The 18,608-nt window shown below is 67.8% G+C and carries 18 protein-coding genes; 7 read left to right on the forward strand and 11 right to left on the reverse strand.

Features of this window, described 5'->3' with window-relative positions; genetic code table 11:
- The first annotated feature begins 37 nt into the window (after positions 1-37).
- The gene (locus tag KUG43_RS07980; RefSeq protein ID WP_216907877.1) at positions 38-997 is read left to right on the forward strand and encodes a methylenetetrahydrofolate reductase; all 960 of its coding nucleotides are present in this window, start codon (positions 38-40) and stop codon (positions 995-997) included.
- Here the strand turns inward: KUG43_RS07980 and KUG43_RS07985 are convergent.
- The 6 genes from KUG43_RS07985 to KUG43_RS08010 all read right to left on the reverse strand — a co-directional run bounded on the left by KUG43_RS07985 (position 932) and on the right by KUG43_RS08010 (position 8,205).
- Complete coding sequence (locus KUG43_RS07985; protein ID WP_216907879.1) at positions 932-2,113, reverse strand: nucleotidyltransferase family protein; 1,182 nt, start codon at positions 2,111-2,113, stop codon at positions 932-934. The two genes, KUG43_RS07980 and KUG43_RS07985, sit on opposite strands and share 66 nt — an antisense overlap.
- 47 nt (positions 2,114-2,160) lie before the next feature.
- Entirely contained in the window at positions 2,161-3,051 is an 891-nt protein-coding gene (locus KUG43_RS07990; RefSeq protein WP_216907881.1) for a segregation/condensation protein A, read from the reverse strand.
- A 97-nt stretch (positions 3,052-3,148) separates the two neighbouring features.
- A complete protein-coding gene (locus KUG43_RS07995) occupies positions 3,149-3,538 on the reverse strand; it encodes a lipopolysaccharide assembly protein LapA domain-containing protein (RefSeq protein ID WP_216907883.1) in 390 nt (129 codons plus the stop codon).
- Between the two features lie 115 nt (positions 3,539-3,653).
- Positions 3,654-5,255: an NAD(P)H-quinone oxidoreductase subunit 4 gene (locus KUG43_RS08000; protein ID WP_216907885.1), complete on the reverse strand. Its 1,602-nt coding sequence runs from the start codon at positions 5,253-5,255 to the stop codon at positions 3,654-3,656.
- An 87-nt stretch (positions 5,256-5,342) separates the two neighbouring features.
- Positions 5,343-7,355, reverse strand: coding sequence for an NAD(P)H-quinone oxidoreductase subunit 5 (locus tag KUG43_RS08005; protein WP_216907887.1), 2,013 nt, complete (start codon positions 7,353-7,355; stop codon positions 5,343-5,345).
- A gap of 97 nt (positions 7,356-7,452) precedes the next feature.
- Positions 7,453-8,205 carry an NnrU family protein gene (locus tag KUG43_RS08010; RefSeq protein ID WP_216907889.1) on the reverse strand — a complete coding sequence of 251 codons (753 nt, stop codon included), beginning with the start codon at positions 8,203-8,205 and terminating at the stop codon, positions 7,453-7,455.
- 119 nt (positions 8,206-8,324) lie between these two features.
- Here KUG43_RS08010 and KUG43_RS08015 point away from each other — a divergent pair, with 119 nt between their 5' ends.
- Positions 8,325-9,326, forward strand: a complete 1,002-nt coding sequence (locus KUG43_RS08015; RefSeq protein ID WP_216907891.1) for a LysR family transcriptional regulator — start codon at positions 8,325-8,327, stop codon at positions 9,324-9,326.
- Here the strand turns inward: KUG43_RS08015 and KUG43_RS08020 are convergent.
- Both KUG43_RS08020 and KUG43_RS08025 read right to left on the reverse strand, forming a co-directional pair.
- Complete coding sequence (locus tag KUG43_RS08020; protein ID WP_216907893.1) at positions 9,301-10,032, reverse strand: DUF3172 domain-containing protein; 732 nt, start codon at positions 10,030-10,032, stop codon at positions 9,301-9,303. The genes KUG43_RS08015 and KUG43_RS08020 overlap by 26 nt on opposite strands.
- Positions 10,029-10,376, reverse strand: a complete 348-nt coding sequence (locus KUG43_RS08025; RefSeq protein ID WP_216907917.1) for an NAD(P)H-quinone oxidoreductase subunit M — start codon at positions 10,374-10,376, stop codon at positions 10,029-10,031. Before KUG43_RS08025 ends, KUG43_RS08020 begins: the two co-directional genes overlap by 4 nt.
- Positions 10,377-10,542: 166 nt before the next feature.
- On the opposite strand from KUG43_RS08025, the gene pds reads away from it, so the two are divergent.
- Genes pds through KUG43_RS08040 form a run of 3 tightly spaced genes read left to right on the forward strand, consistent with a single transcriptional unit; the run spans position 10,543 to position 14,509 of the window.
- Positions 10,543-11,964 carry a 15-cis-phytoene desaturase gene (pds, locus tag KUG43_RS08030; RefSeq protein ID WP_216907894.1) on the forward strand — a complete coding sequence of 474 codons (1,422 nt, stop codon included), beginning with the start codon at positions 10,543-10,545 and terminating at the stop codon, positions 11,962-11,964.
- Entirely contained in the window at positions 11,961-12,890 is a 930-nt protein-coding gene (locus KUG43_RS08035) for a phytoene synthase (protein ID WP_216907896.1), read from the forward strand. Before pds ends, KUG43_RS08035 begins: the two co-directional genes overlap by 4 nt.
- Positions 12,887-14,509 (forward strand): TolC family protein, encoded by a 1,623-nt coding sequence (locus KUG43_RS08040; RefSeq protein ID WP_216907898.1) that lies wholly within the window; start codon positions 12,887-12,889, stop codon positions 14,507-14,509. The genes KUG43_RS08035 and KUG43_RS08040 overlap by 4 nt, the downstream gene beginning before the upstream one ends.
- On the opposite strand, the gene KUG43_RS08045 is transcribed toward KUG43_RS08040, so the two are convergent.
- Complete coding sequence (locus KUG43_RS08045; protein WP_216907900.1) at positions 14,400-15,887, reverse strand: HAMP domain-containing protein; 1,488 nt, start codon at positions 15,885-15,887, stop codon at positions 14,400-14,402. The genes KUG43_RS08040 and KUG43_RS08045 overlap by 110 nt on opposite strands.
- A gap of 158 nt (positions 15,888-16,045) precedes the next feature.
- Between KUG43_RS08045 and KUG43_RS08050 the strand changes: the two genes are divergently transcribed.
- Both KUG43_RS08050 and KUG43_RS08055 read left to right on the forward strand, forming a co-directional pair.
- Positions 16,046-16,810 (forward strand): MinD/ParA family ATP-binding protein, encoded by a 765-nt coding sequence (locus tag KUG43_RS08050; protein ID WP_216907902.1) that lies wholly within the window; start codon positions 16,046-16,048, stop codon positions 16,808-16,810.
- Entirely contained in the window at positions 16,797-17,123 is a 327-nt protein-coding gene (locus KUG43_RS08055) for a hypothetical protein (RefSeq protein WP_216907904.1), read from the forward strand. The genes KUG43_RS08050 and KUG43_RS08055 overlap by 14 nt, the downstream gene beginning before the upstream one ends.
- Here the strand turns inward: KUG43_RS08055 and KUG43_RS08060 are convergent.
- Both KUG43_RS08060 and KUG43_RS08065 read right to left on the reverse strand, forming a co-directional pair.
- Entirely contained in the window at positions 17,114-18,076 is a 963-nt protein-coding gene (locus KUG43_RS08060; RefSeq protein WP_216907905.1) for an alpha/beta fold hydrolase, read from the reverse strand. The genes KUG43_RS08055 and KUG43_RS08060 overlap by 10 nt on opposite strands.
- 20 nt (positions 18,077-18,096) lie before the next feature.
- Positions 18,097-18,608, reverse strand: a 512-nt coding sequence (locus KUG43_RS08065) for an ABC transporter ATP-binding protein (RefSeq protein ID WP_216907907.1), incomplete at its 5' end; no start/stop codon positions are given.

Below are 18,608 nucleotides of genomic sequence, written 5' to 3' on the forward strand. Positions count from 1 at the left end.
CTCGGCGGTTGATATCACTCTAGGCAGCGGCTGATCCATGATGCCCCTGTCATGGAGATGGCCGTTGCAGCTACGAGAGGCCCTGGCGGACGGCCGCTTCGCCGTCACGGCGGAAGTGACTCCGCCCCGAGGGGGCGACGCCGGTCGCACCCTTGAGGCTGCGGCGGCGCTGCGGGGCCTGGTGCAGGCGGTCAATGTCACCGACGGCAGCCGGGCGGTGATGCGGATGAGCAGCCTGGCGATGTGCCGCCTGCTGCTGGAGGCCGGCATCGAGCCCGTGCTGCAGATGACCTGCCGCGACCGCAATCGCATCGCCCTCCAGGCTGACCTGCTCGGCGCCCACGCCCTCGGCATCCGCAACCTGCTCTGCCTCACCGGTGACCCGGTGCGAGCTGGGGATCAGCCTGGGGTCCGGGCGGTGAATGAACTGGAAGCGGTGAGGCTGCTGCAGCTCGTGCGGGCCCTCAATGCCGGCGAGGATCCGGTGAAGGGGGAGTTGCCGGATGGTGCCACGGCGCTCTTCCCCGGCGCCGCCGCCGATCCCCAGTCCCCCAGCTGGAGCGGACTGTGCTCCAGGGTCCGGCGCAAGCAGGAGGCCGGAGCCCGCTTCCTCCAGACCCAGATGGTGATGGACACCGCCTGCCTGCGCCGCTTTGTGGAGGAGATCACCGCCCCACTCGGGCTGCCGGTGCTGGCTGGGGTGTTTCTGCTCAAGTCGGCCCGCAACGCCGAGTTCATCAACCGTGTGGTGCCCGGGGCCCGCATCCCCCAGTCCCTGATCGAGCGCCTCGCCGGTGCCGCAGACCCGGCGGCGGAAGGTGTGGCGATCGCCGCTGAACAGGTAGCGGCCTACCGCTCCATCGCCCAGGGGGTGCACCTGATGGCGATCAAGGCCGAGCACCGCATCCCCCAGATCCTGCGATTGGCGGGCCTAGGGGGTGCCGCTGGCGGCGAGGTCGGTGCCGAGCAGCTCGGCCATGGCCTTCTGCTGCGGTGAAGGGGTGCCCACGTCCTGGCGGCGGGAATCTGTAATCAACCAGTCGAGAGCAGCTTCCTGCAGATCGAAATGGTCCCCGTTGCGATCGACGCAATAGCGGCCATAGACCAGCTTCTCGACGAGCTGGACGCCGGCACCGATGCGGGAATAATCAAAGATGATCGAGTTGTCGATCGTGGCGCCTTCACAGATGTGGCAGCTCGGCCCGATCATGGCCGGCCCGATGATGGTCACACCGTTCTCGATGCGGGTCATGCCACCCACGAAGATCGGCCCCTCAACGTGGATCTTGTCCCAGTCGGCCGCCACGTTCAGGCCCGCGTAGATCCCTGGACGTACTTCCTTGCCAGGAATCTGCACCTGGCGAACATGCCCCTGCAGCACGCTGCGGATCGCCTGCCAGTAATCCGGCACCTTGCCGATGTCGACCCATTCGAATTCCATGGGCAGGGCATAGAAGGGGGCCCCGGACTCCACCAGCCTGGGGAACAGATCGGCGGCGATGTCGAACGGTTCGCCGCTGGGGATGAAGTCGAGGACGGCTGGTTCGAAGATGTAGATGCCGGTGTTGATCATGTCGCTGGCGGCCTCCTCAACCGACGGCTTCTCCTGGAAGGAGAGCACCCGGCCGGCTTCATCCGTCACCACCACCCCATAGCTGCTCACCTGATCGCGGGGCACCCGCTTGGTGATCAAGCTGGCCATGGCCCCCTTCTCGCGATGGCGCCGTACGGCTTCTGTGAGGTCGAGATCGATCAGGGCATCGCCGCAGAGCACCACGAAGGTGTCGTCGAAGAAGGGCTGGAAGTCCTGGATTTTCTTCAGCCCTCCGGCCGAACCCATCGCTTCACCGATCAGCTCACCATCGCTGATGCGTCCCTCGAAGCTGTAGGCGATCTGGACATCGAAGCGCTGCCCATCACGGAAGTAGTTCTCGATCTCCTCCGACAGGTGGGAGACGTTGACCATGATTTCGTTGAAGCCGTGCTCCCGGAGCAACTCGAGCAGAAACTCCATCACGGGTTTCTGCAGGATCGGAATCATCGGCTTGGGGGTGGTGTGCGTGATCGGCCGCACCCGAGTTCCCTTGCCTGCCGCCAGGATCATCGCCTTCATCGGCGTCGTTTCATGTCGGAGGTGATAAGGCAGCCTAAGGAGAAAACTCAGGCTGCCACTGCCTCCAGAGCCGGCCCCCTATCTGACCCCTGCCCGGGCAGTCGCGGCAGGCTCAGCGTTTCGGCCCTGTCCTCGCACCGGCGACGCAGGCTGAGCGGACCGTAAAGGCCGCCGGCCTGCTCCAGTTCCACCTTGCCCTGGGAGGAGAGGAACAGCAGGGCCCAGAACACCCCGACCCTGTCCTGGTCCAGGTCCTCGTCGGCCGGCGCGCTGGCGACGGCCTCCGCCCAGGCGCTCACCAGGGCATCGAAGGCCACCCATTCGAGGCTTTGGGCGGTGGGCGACCACTGCAGCAGGAAGCGGCTGAGGGCGGCGGTGGTTTCCGGCAGCTTCTCGCGGTGGGCCAGGGAGGCCACCTGGGCGATCGCGGCCCGTTCGCTGTAGCGGCGCGCCCGGGGCCTGTGGCGGCCTTCCCCTCCGTCCTGCTCGAGCCGCTCGGCGATGTCCTCGAGCTGCCGGATCAGTTCCCCCAGGGTGACGGGGCGTTGCAGGGGCGGGGGCGCCACCGGACGGCGGTGCAGGTGCCGCTCCGGCCGGCGGGGCAGGGACAGGGCTCCGGGGTCCCACCCTTCGTCGTCCTCGGCGGAGAAGGGATCCTCCAGCAGGGGCTCGGGCGGAAAGGTGGCCGATTCCAGCAGCTCCGCCTTGAGTCCCACCAGCACCGAGGCCGCCAGGAACGCCTCGCTGGATTCGGCCAGATCCCGTTCGTAGCTGCCGCCCTGAGGGTCCAGCCGCCTGGGCCGTTCGATGCGTTGGCGCAACTGGTCGAGGAAGCCGTCGACGACGGCGATCACATCCACGTCCCACGGGTCGATGTCGCCTCGCTCGGCCGCGTCCTGGAGCAACCGGATGGCGAGTCTGGCGCCCGCTTCTGCCACGCGCGATGTCCTGCTCGGGGGGCCTTTCCAGGCGCAAGCTACCGGCTATGGCCGAAAGGCACCAGTCACGATGGTCACCGAACTGGTCCCATGGGGCTCAGTCGGCGGCCAGGGTGAGGCTGTCTTCGCCCGCCTCACGGGCCGGAGCCGAACTCTCCCCAGCCGCCGGCAACAGGCCGAGCTGGGCGTCGACGGTGGCCCGGTAACGGCGCAGATCGTTCTCCAGTTCGCTGATCCGCACCTGCTGGGCCTCGACATCGCCGCTGCTCTGCAGAGTTTCCACCTTGCGCACCACCCCGCTCCAGACGGCGTAGATCCAGGCGGCGGTGGCGCCGATGCCGCCCACCAGCAGCAGCAGGGCCGCCAATGGCAGGGTGGTGCTCACCCCCGGCAGGAAATGCACCGTGGTGGCCGTGGTGTTCTCCAGGGTGAACATCACCGTGGCCAAGCCGAAGCTGAAGATCAGAAGGAAGTTGATCTGCCGCATGGAGAGCCTCGCTGTGCGATGGAGGAGCGTAGGCATCTTCTCCGCAGGACACGACCATCACCTGGGACCTGCGCAGCGTTTCGTAACCGGCCCCCTGCGCTGAGGGGGCCAGGGGTCAACCCAGGGCCGGGGCGTGCAGCAGGGCCGGTGGCAGGCTGCCGAAGGCCCCGGTCGCCATCACCGCCGGAACGGGGGCACGCCCAAGCTTCACCAGGGCAACGGACTCCCGCTCGACCAGGGCCTCGATGGCGGCGCGGTAGCTGTCGGTGACCAGGCGCGGGTAGAGGCCGATGCCGATGATCGGCACCAGCAGGCAGGAGATGACATAGATCTCCCGGGGTTCGGCGTCGACCAGGTGGGTGTGGGAGGCCAACTCGGGATTCTCCTTGCCGAAGAAGATCTCCCGCAGCATCGAGAGCAGGTAGATGGGGGTGAGGATCACGCCGATCGCCGCCAGAACGGCGATCACGATGCGGAAGCTGAGGCTGTAGGCCTCACTGGTGGCGAAGCCCACGAACACCATCAGCTCCGACACGAAGCCACTCATGCCCGGCAGGGCGAGGGAGGCCAGGGAGCAGACGGTCCAGAGGGCGAACATCTTGCGCATCTTCTGACCCACGCCGCCCATTTCGTCGAGCTGGAGCGTGTGGGTCCGGTCGTAGGTGGCGCCCACCAGGAAGAAGAGGCTGGCGCCGATCAGGCCATGGCTGATCATCTGGAGCATGGCGCCACTGGTGCCCAGGGCGCTGAAGCTGCCGATGCCGATCAGCACGAAGCCCATGTGGCTGATCGAGCTGTAGGCGATCTTGCGCTTGAGGTTGCGCTGGGCGAAGGAGGTGAGGGCGGCGTAGATGATGTTGACCACCCCCAGAATCACCAGCAGGGGGGCGAACTGGGCGTGGGCCTCCGGCAGCAGCTGCACGTTGAAGCGCAGCAGCGCATAGCCACCCATCTTCAGCAGGATCCCCGCCAGGAGCATGTGCACCGGGGCGGTGGCCTCACCGTGGGCATCGGGGAGCCAGGTGTGCAGCGGCACCACCGGCAGCTTGACGCCGAAGGCGATCAGCAGGGCGGCGTAGCAAAGCACCTGGAAGCCGGTGCCGAATTCCTTGGCCGCCAGCACCGTGTACTCGAAGCTGGGGGCACCGCCGCCGTAGAAGGCCATCGCCAGGCCCGCCAGGAGGATGAACAGGGAGCTGCCGGCCGTGTACAGGATGAACTTGGTGGCGGCGTACTGGCGCTTCTTGCCGCCCCAGATGGCCAGGAGCAGGTACACCGGCAGCAGTTCCAGCTCCCAGGCCAGGAAGAACAGCAGCATGTCCTGCACGGCGAACACGGCGATCTGGCCGCCGTCCATGGCCAGGAGCAGGAAGTAGAAGAGCTTCGGCTTGAAGGTCACCGGCCAGGCGGCCAGACAGGCCAGGGAGGTGATGAAGCTGGTGAGCAGGATCAGCGGCATGGAAATTCCATCCGCCCCCACCGACCAGGCCAGCCCGAGATCGGGAAGCCACTGCACCCGCTCCACCAGCTGCAGGCCGGGATCGGCGGGGTCATAGCCGCGCAGGTAGGCCGCCACGGTCACCAGGAAGGTGGTGAGGGCGACGCCGAGGGCGTACCAGCGGACCTGCTTGCCATCGCCCTTGTCGGGTACGAAGGGGATCAGCAGAGCGGCGCCGATCGGGAACAGAATCGCGGTGCTCAGCCAGGGAAAGGGCACAGAACGGTGCTGTCCATCTGGCCGGAGTGTAGAAATCCCGGCCTCCGCAACACCCACCGCATGGGCGTTGTCACACACAGATGGGGCTCAGCCGAAGGCGCTGAACAGGAGCACCAGGCCGATGACCCCGCCGAACACGATCAGGGCATAGAACTGGACGCGGCCGGTCTCGAAGTACTTCAGGCCCTCGCCGCTGCCCAGGGTGAGCAGGCCGGTCAGGTTGACCACCCCATCCACCACCTTGGAGTCGACGTCGAGCACCTGGCGGGCCAGCCGGCGGCTGCCCTGCACGAACAGCTTCTCGTTGATGGCATCGAGATACCACTTGTTGGCCAGGAACCGGTTGATCGCCGGGAAGCGCCCCGCCACGGCGGTGCCGAGATCGATGCGGTGCAGGGCGTAGGCGAGCACCGCCAGGCCGATGCCGAGGCTGGAGATGGCCACCGAAGCGCCCGCCAGGGGCAGGAACTCCCCCCAGCTGAACTCCTTGGCCACCTCGGCGGCTTCGACGGGATTGACGAGGTTGCCGAAGCGGCTGTTCCAGGGGGTGCCGAGCAGGCCGATCAGCACCGACGGCACCGCCAGCACCACCAGGGGGGCCGCCATCTGCCAGCCCGACTCGTGGGGATGGCTGGCGTGGGCGTGGTGGTCGTCGTCGGCGGATCCGCCGGAGGGCTGGCCGGCGGCGCTCAGCAGCTGGGCGCGGATGCCGGCGTCCTGGCCGCGGAAGGAGCCCTCAAACGTGAGGAAATAGAGGCGGAACATGTAGAAGGCGGTCATCCCGGCGGTCAGGAAGCCCATGGCCCAGAGCAGCGGGAAGCTGTTGAAGGCCTGGCCGAGGATCTCGTCCTTGCTCCAGAAGCCCGCCAGGGGAGGTATGCCGCTGATCGCGATGCAGCCGATCAGGAAGGTGGCGGAGGTGATCGGCATGTGCTTGCGGAGGCCGCCCATCAGGCGCATGTCCTGGGCCAGCACGGGCTCGTGGCCCACCACCTCTTCCATGGCATGGATCACCGAGCCGGAGCCGAGGAACAGCATCGCCTTGAAGAAGGCATGGGTGACGAGGTGGAACATGCCCGCCACGGGGGCCCCGCATCCCATGGCCAGCATCATGTAACCCAGCTGGGAAACGGTGCTGTAGGCCAGTCCCTTCTTCAGATCCATCTGGGTGAGGGCGATGGTGGCCCCCAGAAACAACGTGATGGTGCCGATCACGGCGATCACCAGCTGCACCTGGGGGAAGGGCTCGTAGACCGGCTGCAGGCGGGCCACCAGGAAGACGCCGGCCGCAACCATGGTGGCCGCATGGATCAGGGCCGAAATCGGGGTGGGGCCCTCCATGGCATCGGGCAGCCACACGTGCAGGGGGAACTGGGCCGACTTGGCCATCGGGCCCATGAACACCAGCAGACAGAGCAGCACGGCCACCCCGGTGGGCAGGCCACCGCCAGCGACGGCTGCCGAAAGCCGTTCACCGATCTCCTCGAAGCCGAAGCTGCCGGTGGCCCAGAACAGGCCCAGGATCCCCAGCAGCAGGCCGAAGTCGCCCACCCGGTTGACCACGAAGGCCTTCTGGGCGGCGTTGGCGGCGGCGTCCCGGTCGTACCAGAAGCCCACCAGCAGGTAGGAGCACATGCCCACCAGCTCCCAGAACACGTAGATCTCGAGCAGGTTGGGGCTGATCACAAGCCCTAGCATCGAGCTGCTGAACAGGGCCAGATAGGTGAAGAAACGGACATAGCCCTTGTCGTGGGCCATGTAGCCATCGGAATAGACCATCACCAGCAGGGCGATGGTGGTGACCAGCGACAGCATCACCGCCCCGAGGGCGTCGACGCGGAAGCCCATTTGCAGATGGAAGCTGCCGGCGCCGGCCCAGTCGAACAGCACTTCGGTGGCGCCCGCCCCTGCCAGTTGCTCGGCCAGGATGGCGAAGCTGAGCACGGCGGCCATGCCCACGCTGGTGATCAGGAGCAGGGCCACCGGCTTGCGCAGGCGGTTGACGGTGCGATTGAAGGTGATCAGCCCCAGGCCAGTGAGGCAGGCCCCCAGCAGCGGGAGCACTGGTATCAGCCAGGCAAGTTCGGAAGCGGAGGGCATCCTGGAGGCTCTGTTGGGGCGAGTGTAGGCAGGCCCACCGGAATGCCCCCGCCTCTGTGGGGGCGTGCCCATCGACCCTGGCTGGCCGGCAGCAGCTTCAGCCCAGCCAGTGGGCCAGGGCGGTGCGCGAGAACGTGGTGGCGCCCAGGCCGATCCAGCGGTGGGCCCACCAGAACACGCCGATGGCGATGGCGATCCCCAGCTGGGAGGGCCGCAGGAATTCCGCCGCCACCAGCGTCTGGCGGCCGTCCAGCACGGCGGCGAAGGGCAGCACCGACGTGGAGGCCCGCAGCTCCTCGAAGGCGGCGCCGAAGCGGTTGCGCAGGCGCCGGTCCCCGTTCCAGACGGCGAACAGGTGGTGGCCGATCAGTCCCACGCAGGCCACCAGGGTGAAGCTGGTGCCGATCCAGAGCAGGTGGGTGGCGCACCACAGCACCTGGCCCACCGCCTGGGGATGGCGGCTCACCCGGATGATTCCGGTGGCGTAGAGGCGCACCTGGGGCTTCAGCACGGCGGGGATCTCCAGCAGGTTGTAGGTGGCCGGATACAGAAACAGAAAGCTGATGGCCGTGCCGGTCCAGACCACCGGCACCACCCAGGGCTGGTCCTGCAGGTTCCAGAGCCTGACCCCGTCGTAGCGATGGGCCAGGAAGTAGCCCACCACCACCACCGCCGAGGGGATGCTGAGGCCGGCGAACAGCAGGCGCCAGAGCCGGGCCCCGATCCGCTCCTCCCCCCAGACCCTCAGGGAGGCCCCACCGCTGTGGATCAGGGCGAAGAGGACCAGCAGGGCCAGCATGACCACGCTGCTGTGCTGGGGTCCCGCCGTCAGCAGGGGAAGCGAGGCCATGGGGATGCGGCGTCCTGGAGCGGATGTGACAGGCCGATTCTTGCCACCGGGCGAGCCCCCTAGAGTTCCGCACGGCCTGCCGGCTCCGGCGAACGGTCCCCCCGCGGCCTCCCCGACCCATGGCAGATCTGCCTTTCACCCTCGACCAGCTCCGCATCCTGCGGGCCATCGCCAGTGAGGGCAGCTTCAAGAAGGCGGCCGACAGCCTTTACGTCACCCAGCCGGCGGTGAGCCTGCAGATCCAGAACCTGGAAAAGCAGCTGGATGTGTCCCTGTTCGACCGTGGCGGCCGCAAGGCCCAGCTCACCGAAGCCGGCCACCTGCTGCTCAGCTACTGCGACCGGATCCTGAGCCAGTGCCAGGAGGCCTGCCGCGCCCTCGACGACCTCCACAACCTGCGCGGCGGCTCCCTGGTGGTGGGGGCGAGCCAGACGACGGGCACCTACCTGATGCCCCGCATGATCGGCCTGTTCCGCCAGAAGTATCCGGACGTGGCGGTCCAGCTCCAGGTGCACAGCACCCGCCGCACCGGCTGGAGCGTGGCCAATGGCCAGATTGACCTGGCGATCATCGGCGGCGAACTGCCGGCGGATCTCAACGACCTGCTGCAGGTGGTGCCCTACGCCAACGACGAACTGGCCCTGGTGCTGCCCCCCAAGCACCCGCTCTCCCGCCTGCCCGAGCTCACCAAGGACGACCTCTACCGCCTCGGCTTCGTCTGTCTCGACGCCCAGTCCACCACCCGCAAGATGGTCGACCAGTTGCTGAGCCGCTCCAAGCTCGACGTGCAGCGGCTCAAGATCGAGATGGAGCTGAACTCCTTCGAGGCCATCAAGAACGCCGTCCAGGCGGGGCTGGGGGCGGCGTTCCTGCCGGTGGTGTCGATCGAGCGGGAGCTGGCCGCCGGCACCCTGCACCGGCCCCAGGTGGCCGACCTGATGGTGCGGCGCCAGCTGAAGCTGATCACCCACCCGGCCCGTTACTGCTCGAGGGCCGCCGACGCCTTCCGTCGCGAGGTGCTGCCGGTGTTCGCCAGCCCGGACAGCCCCCTGCGCCAGGTGCAGGCCACAGCGGGGGTGGCCGAGCGCAACGGGCTCAGAACTGATCGGCCTCCGGTGTGATGCCGACGGCGTCATCGGCGGCGCCGGCGACCCCCCGGGTCTGGAACTTGTTGCCGGAAATATCCGTCTGGTAGACGCAGCGCACGACAGGTTTGTCGCGCACCGAGCCGATGTAGGCGAAGGTGTTCATGCGTTGCTTGCACTGGCGCATCTGCTCGGCGGTCACCGCCCCTTCCTTCTGCAGCACCGACCAGTTCTCCCGGCGGATGACGCAGCCGGGCTGGAGCGTGGGCTGGGTCACGAAGCTGCTGCTGGGGTTCATCGTGGTGTACAGCTCGATGTCCATCACGAAGGCGCTGGCGCCCCACTGCTTGCAGAACTCGGGGTCGGGAACCGCCATGTCGAGCTGCTGGGCGCTGGCGATGTTGCCCTGGTTGCCCTGGGTGGTGCTGGTCACGGCGCTGCCGATGCCGATGCCCACCACCAGCACCCCCGCCAGCACTGCCACGGTGGCCACGTTCAGCTGAATGTTGGGGCCGCCGCCGCTCGGTGGACCGCCGCCGTTGCCGGAGGGAGGACGGCCGCCACCGCCGCCGGTGCTGCCCCGTCGGCCCTGGGTCCCGCGTGGGTCGTCCCGGCGGCCGGAGCCCGTGGAAAAGCGGTCGGGGCGCTCGTCATAGCGATCGGCGCGGGGGTCGTAGCGGTCGGGGCGGGAGGCGTAACCGCCCGGCTCGGGCCGGCCACTGCTGCTGCGGGAGCGGGTCACAGCATTTCCGGGCTGCGGGGCAGGCCCATGGAGTAATTGAGCACCCGGGCCTCAGGGTTGTAGCTCAGTTCACCGGCCTGGAGCATCTGCCGGACCAGTCCCTCCAGTTCGGAGCCGATGCGGCGCAGGCTGTAGTCGCTGAGCTCCTGGCCGGCCTGGGCCGCCACCAGCTGCCTGAACTGGCCACGGACCTTCTCCAGGGCCGCTTCGTCCCAGAGGAACTCGTTGTCAGGGTCGATGTCGAGGGTCAGCTGATCAGGGTCGGGAATGAGATCGTCGTTCTCAACCCGCGCCGTGAACAGACGGATGTGGCGGGTGGTGGACTTGAGCAGCGTCTCGACCATGGGCTGGACCTCGGGGCGGGGGATGCGGGAAAGGGGGGTCGGCACCCGTTGAGTGCTCCGTTGACTTTAGGTAGGCCGGAGCCCGATGCCGTCACCCCGGCCCGGGGCCGTTGCTCACCCCTGCCCTGGAGGGCCCGATAAGGTTGCTGCTGATCTCGGGTTCGACATGCGGGTTGTCATCGCCGGGGCCGGGCTGGCCGGCCTGTCCTGCGCCAAATACCTCTGTGACGCCGGCCATACCCCGATCGTGCTTGAGGCCAGAGATGTGCTTGGCGGCAAAGTGGCGGCCTGGCAGGACGCCGACGGTGACTGGTATGAAACCGGCCTGCACATCTTCTTCGGCGCCTATCGCAACATGCGCCAACTCTTTGCCGAGCTGGACATCGAGGATCGCCTGCAGTGGAAGTCCCACTCAATGATCTTCAATCAGAAGGAGGTGCCGGGCACCTACAGCCGTTTTGATTTCCCCGACCTGCCGGCCCCGATCAACGGCATGGCGGCGATCCTGGGCAACAACGACATGCTGACCTGGCCGGAGAAGATCGCCTTTGGTCTTGGTCTGGTGCCGGCCATGCTGCGCGGCCAGGCCTATGTGGAGGAATGCGACAAGTACAGCTGGAGTGAATGGCTGCGCATTCACAATATCCCTGAGCGCGTCAACGATGAAGTTTTTCTCGCCATGAGCAAGGCGCTTAACTTCATCAACCCCGAGGAGATCTCCAGCACGGTGGTGCTCACCGCCCTCAACCGCTTCCTGCAGGAAACCGACGGCTCCCGCATGGCCTTCCTGGATGGCAACCCGCCGGAGCGGCTCTGCCAGCCGATGGTGGATTATATCGAGGCCCGTGGGGGAGAAGTGCACCTGGAGTCGCCGCTGCGGGAGATCCGCATCGACCAGGACAGGGCTGTCACCGGCTTCCGCATCGGCGGCATCAAGGGTCGCCCCGAGCGGGAGATCCAGGCCGATGCCTACGTCAGCGCCATGCCGGTCGATCCGCTCAAGCTGCTGCTGCCCGAGCCCTGGAAGCAGCTGCCCTACTTCAGCAAGCTCGATGGCCTGCGGGGTGTGCCGGTGATCAACATCCACCTCTGGTTCGACCGCAAGCTCACCGACATCGACCACCTGCTCTTCAGCCGTTCCGACTTGCTCAGCGTCTACGCCGACATGAGCAACACCTGCCGGGAGTACGAGGATCCTGATCGCTCCATGCTGGAGCTGGTGTTCGCACCAGCCGCCGACTGGATCGGTCGTCCGGATGAAGACATCGTGGCCGCCACGCTGGAGGAGCTCAAGCGCCTGTTCCCCGTCCATTTCACCGGCGCGACGCCAGCCAAGCTGCGCAAGTCGGTGGTCGTCAAGACGCCGCTTTCGGTCTACAAGACCGTGCCCGGCTGCCAGCAGCTGCGCCCCTCCCAGGATTCACCCATCCCCAACTTCTTCCTGGCGGGCTGCTTCACCATGCAGCGCTACCTGGCCTCGATGGAGGGGGCGGTGTTGAGCGGCAAGCTCTGCGCCGCCGCCGTGGACGCCCACCTCTCCGGCAGGGGCCAGGGCCCCGCCCCCGCCCAGAGCCTGGCGACGGTGTGAGTGTGCTGGCCCCGCTCCCCCCCTGCCTCTCCACCGATCTGCAGGACGCCTACGAGTCCTGCCGGCAGGAAACGGCACGCTGGGCCAAGACCTTCTATCTCGGCACGATGCTGCTGCCCCCGGCCAAGCGCCGGGCCATCTGGGCGATCTATGTCTGGTGCCGCCGCACCGACGAACTGATGGACAGCGCCCAGGCGCAGACCCTGTCCGCCGAGGTGCTGCTGGAGCGTCTCGATGCCTGGGAGGAGCGCACCCGTGCCCTGTTCGCCGGCCGGGCCGTCGATGCCCTCGACAGGGTGATGGTGGACACGATGGAGCGCTTCCCCCAGCCCCTGCAGGCCTACCTCGACATGATCGAAGGCCAGCGGATGGACGTGCTCCGCGATCGCTATGCCAGCTTCTCCGACCTCCAGCTCTATTGCTATCGGGTGGCTGGCACCGTGGGTCTGATGACCCAGGAGGTGATGGGGGTCGACGCCGCCTACACCTCCGCCCCCTGGAGCGAGCGTCCCGACACCTCGGAGGCCGCCGTGGCCCTGGGCATTGCCAACCAGCTGACCAACATCCTGCGCGATGTGGGTGAGGATCGCGGCCGGGGTCGCATTTATCTTCCCCAGGAAGATCTTGACCGTTTCGGTTACTCCGAAGCCGATCTCATGGCTGGCCGTCTCAACGAGAACTGGCAGGCGCTGATGCGCTTCCAGCTGGAGCGGGCCAGGGATTGGTTCAACCGTTCCGAAGCCGGGGTGCGCTGGCTGGCACCGGATGCCCGCTGGCCCGTGTGGGCATCCCTGCGACTGTATCGGGGGATCCTTGATGTCATCGAGAGATTGGATTATGACGTCTTCAACCACCGCGCCTTCGTGCCCAGGGTCGGCAAATTGCTGGATCTTCCCTTTTCCTATGTGATCGCCCAGACGCGATGAAGCGGCGTTCCATCTGCCAGGCCCACGGGCCTTCGATGCTGCTGTCGCTGTCTGTCCACCTCACCCATTTCGCTCTGGTGGCCTCCGTTGGCCCCATGGCGTTGCCGCCCCCGGCCCGGGCCCAGTCCTTGCCGGCCTCGGTCAGTCCACCTGAGGTCAAGGCCGTGGAAGGTCTGGGGGCGGGATGGCCCGGCCCGATGCCCACCGACGACCGTCTGCCTGCGCTGCCCCCCGAGCTCCTGGGGGCCCTGACGATGGAGCAGGCGGCGGCCTGGGCGGTGGACCGGAATCCCGTGGTGCGCTCTGCCTACCAGTCCCTGGTGGCCACCCAGAACAGCCTTGGGGCGGCCTATGCCAGCTGGTGGCCCACCCTCAACCTCAGCCTCAACGGCGGTCCCTACGCCTCCAAGACCTTCTACAACTACCCCTTCAGTGCCTCCGCGGGCTTCCCCATCACGGGCTCCGGTCTCGGCAGTGAGAGGGTCTTCGAGGCGAGCTACTTCCAGGCGATCGGCCAGGTCGATGCCACCTGGAATCTGATCGATCCCACCCGCTCGGCCACGATCTGGCAGAACAAGTACCTGGTGCGCCAGGCGGCGGACACCTATGTGATCACTCGCCGCGATCAGCGCCTCAAGACCCAGTCGGCCTTCATCGACCTGCAGCGGGCCGTCGCCGCCGTGAAGACCGGCCGGGAGATCGTCGAGAACGATGCGCTGCTCTACCGCCTAGCCCAGACCCGGGTGCAGATGGGGGTGGCCTCCAAGCTGGAGGTCTTCAAGCAGCAGACCGTTCTGCTGGCCGATCGCCAGGCCCTGCTGGCCGCCGAGCAGCAGGTGGAGACGGCCCGGGCCAACCTGGCCCAGCTGCTGGCCACCCCCAGCCCCGACGCCCTCTCACCGGCCTCGCCCCTGACGCCCCTCGGCGTCTGGGGCCATGCCCTCGACGACACGATCACCGCGAGCCTCGCCTATCGCAAGGTGCTGGAGCAGCAACTCCTCGCCATCCAGACCAACGAGGCCCAGGCCCGGATCTACCTGGCCACCTACCGGCCCACCCTGCAGCTGATCACGTCCCTCTACTGGACGAAGGGGGTGGGTTACCTCACCCAGGGGCCACCGTTCGTGCCCGATGCCCGCTCCGATGCCTGGAACGGATCGGCCCTGCTGCAGCTCACCTTCACCGGCTTCGACGGCGGCCAGGCCCGCATGAACGCCGCCGCGGCCCGCCGTCAGGCGGCCGCCGCCGCCGAGACCTACAGCGCCACCGTGCTGCAGGTGCGCAGCGACGTGCAATCCCTGGTGGCCCAGGCCCGCGCCGGTCGCAGCATCGTGATGGCCGGTGCCGATCGGGTCAAGGCGGCCAACGGGGCCTTGCGCCTCCAGACCCTGCGTTTCAACGCCGGCTACGGCACGATCACCGATGTGGTCCAGGCCCAGCAGGAAATCAGCCAGGCGGTGAGCTCCTACATCCAGAGCCTGGCCACCTACAACGACACCCTGGTGCAGCTCAGCCGCTCGAGCGGCCTCCCCGTTCAGCCTGATCCCGCCCTTCTTGAGGCGGTGGGCAATCCCCTGCAGACCCTGCGGCTGCCGACACGGATGGCGCAGATGCGCTGATCTGCTCCAGACGCCGCTGGCGCATCGCCCGCGCCCGGGCGCTGAGCTGCTCGAAGCCGGGGTCATTGAGGATCGAGCAGACCTGACCCTGCAGGTCGCTGGCGTTGATGTTGATCTCCATCTGCCGGATCTGGTCCCGCAGGGAGTTCTCCCGGTCGGCCACGGCCCCCGACATCCGGTTGAAGGCCCGCACCAGCCGGCCGATGGCGTCGTCCGCTGGGTAGGTGAGGGCCTGATGACCCTTGCCGTCGGCGATGGCGTCGGCGGCGGTCGCCAGCTCCCGCAGCTCCCGCCGGATGCCGCGGGCGATCAGCCAGGCGGCGGCGCCACTGGCGCTGATCAGGATCAGGGTGAGGATCACCAGGCGGCGGACCATCTTGTCCTTGGCCTCCTGCATCGGCAGGAGGGCATCCGCCAGGGCCTCCTGCTCCACGGACACGACCGCCAGCCAGTTCCATTCCGGAAAGGTGGCGATGTACAGGTGCTGCAGCACCGGGGTGGTGGTGCCCGGGGGGCGCACCATGGCCTTGCGCTCGAAGGTCCGGGTCGGGCCCAGGGTCTGGGGATCGGGTATGCCGCCGTTCTGGCGCAGGGCCATCGCCAGGTCGATGCAGGCCTGGGTGTCCGCGGTCTGGTAGTTGCAGTACAGCCCCCCGCTGGGGGTGATGCCGAAGAAGGCCGCCTGGTGGGTGTTGATCGGGAAGAGACTGGAGCCGGCGGCGAGGAGCTTGGAGGCGGCCTGGGTGCTGACGTCCACCAGCAGGGCCAGGTGGCCCTCGCCCGGCTTCCGACCCGAAAGGATGGTCAGCTGGGCCATACGCCATTCCCCATCCAGTTGCAGCATGGCGCTGCGACTGATCTCCGCGGCCGGGGCGCCCTTGAAGAGATGTTCGAAGTCGTCCACCGTGGCCGGCAGGGCCGGTGAGCCGGGCTTCAGGGCCTGGCCCTGGCTGGTGATGCCCGTCAGCCGGCGCCAGGCGCCGTTGCGGTCGCGGTAGTAGATGGCGGCCCGCTCCCGGAGCAGGGCCAGGGGCAGTCGCAATTGATTGTTCAGCAGGGCGGGGGCCTGGGACGGCGCGAGGGGCTGGCCCTTCCAGGACAGGCGGCCGGCCGCATCCAGCCGCAACGGCGCCAGGGCCCTGCGCAGGTCCTGGGAGTCCTGACCGATGACCCGGCTGAACTCCTCGGCCGACTTCTGGATGATCGAGGTGGTGACCGCCAGGGAGGAAAGGTTGTCGTGGTCGAACATGGTGCTGATCTCGATCCGGGCCTTCTGGGCCAGGCGGACCGAGCCGATGGTGGCCAGCGCCAGGAAGATCGCCAGGCTCACGAGCGGGCCGCTGATCCCCAGCAGCATCAGCCTCACCGACAGACGCATCGGTCGCCCCTGCTTCGCCTCCAATGAGCTCTTGGGCCGTCCTGCGAGGCGTCCTGCGAAGCGTCCTGCGAGGCGTCCTGCGAAGCATTGGCGAATTGTCAAAAGGGCCTGCATCGCCATGCCTATGATTTTCCCATATCCGTGAATTGGATCGCTACATGACCAGGATCCTTTCCGTCCATTCCTTCCGTGGTGGAACGGGAAAATCCAACCTCTCTGCGAATCTGGCAGCGGCATTCGCCGCCAAGGGATTGAGGGTGGGCGTGTTTGATACCGATCTGGCTTCACCGGGCATTCATGTGCTGTTCGGATTCACGGCCGGACCGGATTCCCATACGCTCAATGACCATCTTCAAGGCTCCATTCCGATCGAAAAGTGTTCCCACGACGTGACGCCTGCCTCGCTGGCAGGTGGCAAGGGACGCATTTATCTGGTTCCGGCCGCCATGGATGGGGACAGGATCGCCCGGCTGCTGCGCGAGGGCTATGAGGTGGAGCGGCTCAACGATGCCCTGTTCAGCCTTGGCCAGAGTCAGCACCTGGATCTGCTGATCGTGGACACGCACCCGGGGATCAACGAGGAGACCCTGCTGTCCACCGCCATTTCCGATTGCCTGGTGATGGTGATGCGCCCCGATCAGCAGGACTACCTCGGCACGGCCGTGGCGATTGAAGTGGCCCAGAGGCTGATGGTGCCCGAGGCCCGCCTGGTGGTGAACAAGCTGCCGGCCCATTTCGATGCCGAACAGGTGCGCGCCCGGGTGGCCCAGAGCTATGGCATTCCCGTCGGAGCGATCCTGCCCCTCAGCGACGACCTGCTCACGATCGCCAGTGGCAGCCTGGCCCTGGTGGATGTCCCCTCCCATCCCTGGAGCGCCGGGGTGACCCAACTCGCGGCCGACCTCGCCGATGCGCTCCTCTGATCCTCCCGATGCCGCCGGCGCCAGTGCAGCCGCGGTGCCCCTGGCCCTGCCGGACGGCCCCCTCAGCATGGGCCGGCTGGTGGCCCTCGAACCCGCCGCGCTGCGGCAACTGCTCACCATGGGCCTGCGGGCCGGCCTGGCGGAGCCGGACCTCGATGCCTGCTGTGCCGCCGCCGCCCCCTCCCTGGGGCAGGCTCCTGAGCAGCTGAGGGCCCGGCTGCAGGAACGGGGCTGGCTGCGCTGGGATCCAGAGCGTCAGCGCTGGCGCACCCGGCTCGGTACCGATAGGCCGCCGGCTCCGCCTCAGGCCTGATCCCCGAGCGCCAGCCATTCCTCCAGGACCGGGTTCACCTGGGAGGGATTTTCGTCGTGGGGACAGTGGCCGAGGCCGGGCAGGATCCGCAGGTCGCGCACGGCGCCGTAGGCCCCGGCCCAGCGCCGGGCCTCGGCGACCGGCTCCCACGGATCCGCTTCCCCCCACAGCAGCCGGACCGGAAGGGTCAGTTCCGCCAGCATGTCCGGGGCAAGCCGGTCGCGGAAGAGGTTGATGAATCCCCGGAAGCTCTCCTCGGCGCCTGGGCTGCGCGCCGGGGTCAGCAGCAGCTGTACCAGCTGGTCGTCGACGCCCCGGCCGGAGGGGTAGGCGGCACCCAGAACCCGGCGGATCACGCCGGGATTGGCCAACCAGCGGAACAGGCGGCCCGTGAGCCATCGCTGCCGCACCAGGCGCTTCAGCAGGGGCCGGCCGAACCGGCGCAGGGGCGGCTGCTCACCCAGGCGGCGGTCGTCGAGGCTGCGCTGGGCGCAATCGATCAGGATCACCTGGCGGGCTTCATCCCTGAGCCTGGTGGCGGCGGCGAGGGCCACGACGCCCCCGATCGAATTGCCGACGAGTTGGACCGGCGTGCCGATCACCTCCCGCACGAAGGCGGCCACCTGATCGGCCCAAAGGTCGATGCCGTAGCGCAGTGCCAGGCCGTCGTCGGGTTCGCCCTCGAGGCGGGAAGGCGGTTTGCTGCTGGCCCCGAAGCCCACCAGATCCAGGGCGAAGACGGGGCGGCTGGCGGAGAGGGGCGGCAGGTTGTGGCGCCAGTGTTCCTTGCAGGCGCCGAAGCCATGGATCAGCAGCACGGGCAACGCCCCAGGCGGGCCCGGTGCCGTTGGGGAGCTGCGCACGTAGCTGATCGTCTGCCCCTGCCATGGCCAGGTGTCCAGCCAGTCCGCCGGGAACATCGGGCCGGCGTCGGCCGGGGGAATGACGGGCATGGGGCCTGACGGTGGGGGACTCAATGGGACCCCTTCCAGGGTTCGACCCTGCCATCTTCGATGGCCCAGATGCGATCGGCGTCATCGAGCAGGCGCAGGTCGTGGGTCACCAGCAGCACCGAACTGCCCCGTTTGCGGCAGAGGTCGCCCAGCAGGGCCACCACCTCCTGGCCGGAGGTGCTGTCGAGGGAGGCGGTGGGTTCATCGGCCAGCACCAGATCGGGTTCGGGGGCCAGGGCCCGGGCGATCGCCACCCGCTGGCGTTGGCCGCCGGAGAGTTCGGAAGGAAAATAATCCAAGCGGTGGCCCAGGCCCACCGCCTCGAGCAGGGCCGTGGCCCGGTGCCGGCGTCGCTGGGGATCCGGTTCACTCAGCTGCAGCACCAGCGCCACGTTCTGCAGGCTGGTGAGGGAGGCCACCAGATTGTGGCTCTGGAAGATGAAACCGATGCGGCGGCGAATCTCCACCCGGCGGCGCTCACTGGAGCGCCGCACCTCGCTGCCGAGCCCCTGCAGCGATCCCGCCTGGACCG

It is taken from the genome of Synechococcus sp. CCY 0621 (genome assembly GCF_019038465.1).
GTDB lineage: Bacteria > Cyanobacteriota > Cyanobacteriia > PCC-6307 > Cyanobiaceae > Cyanobium.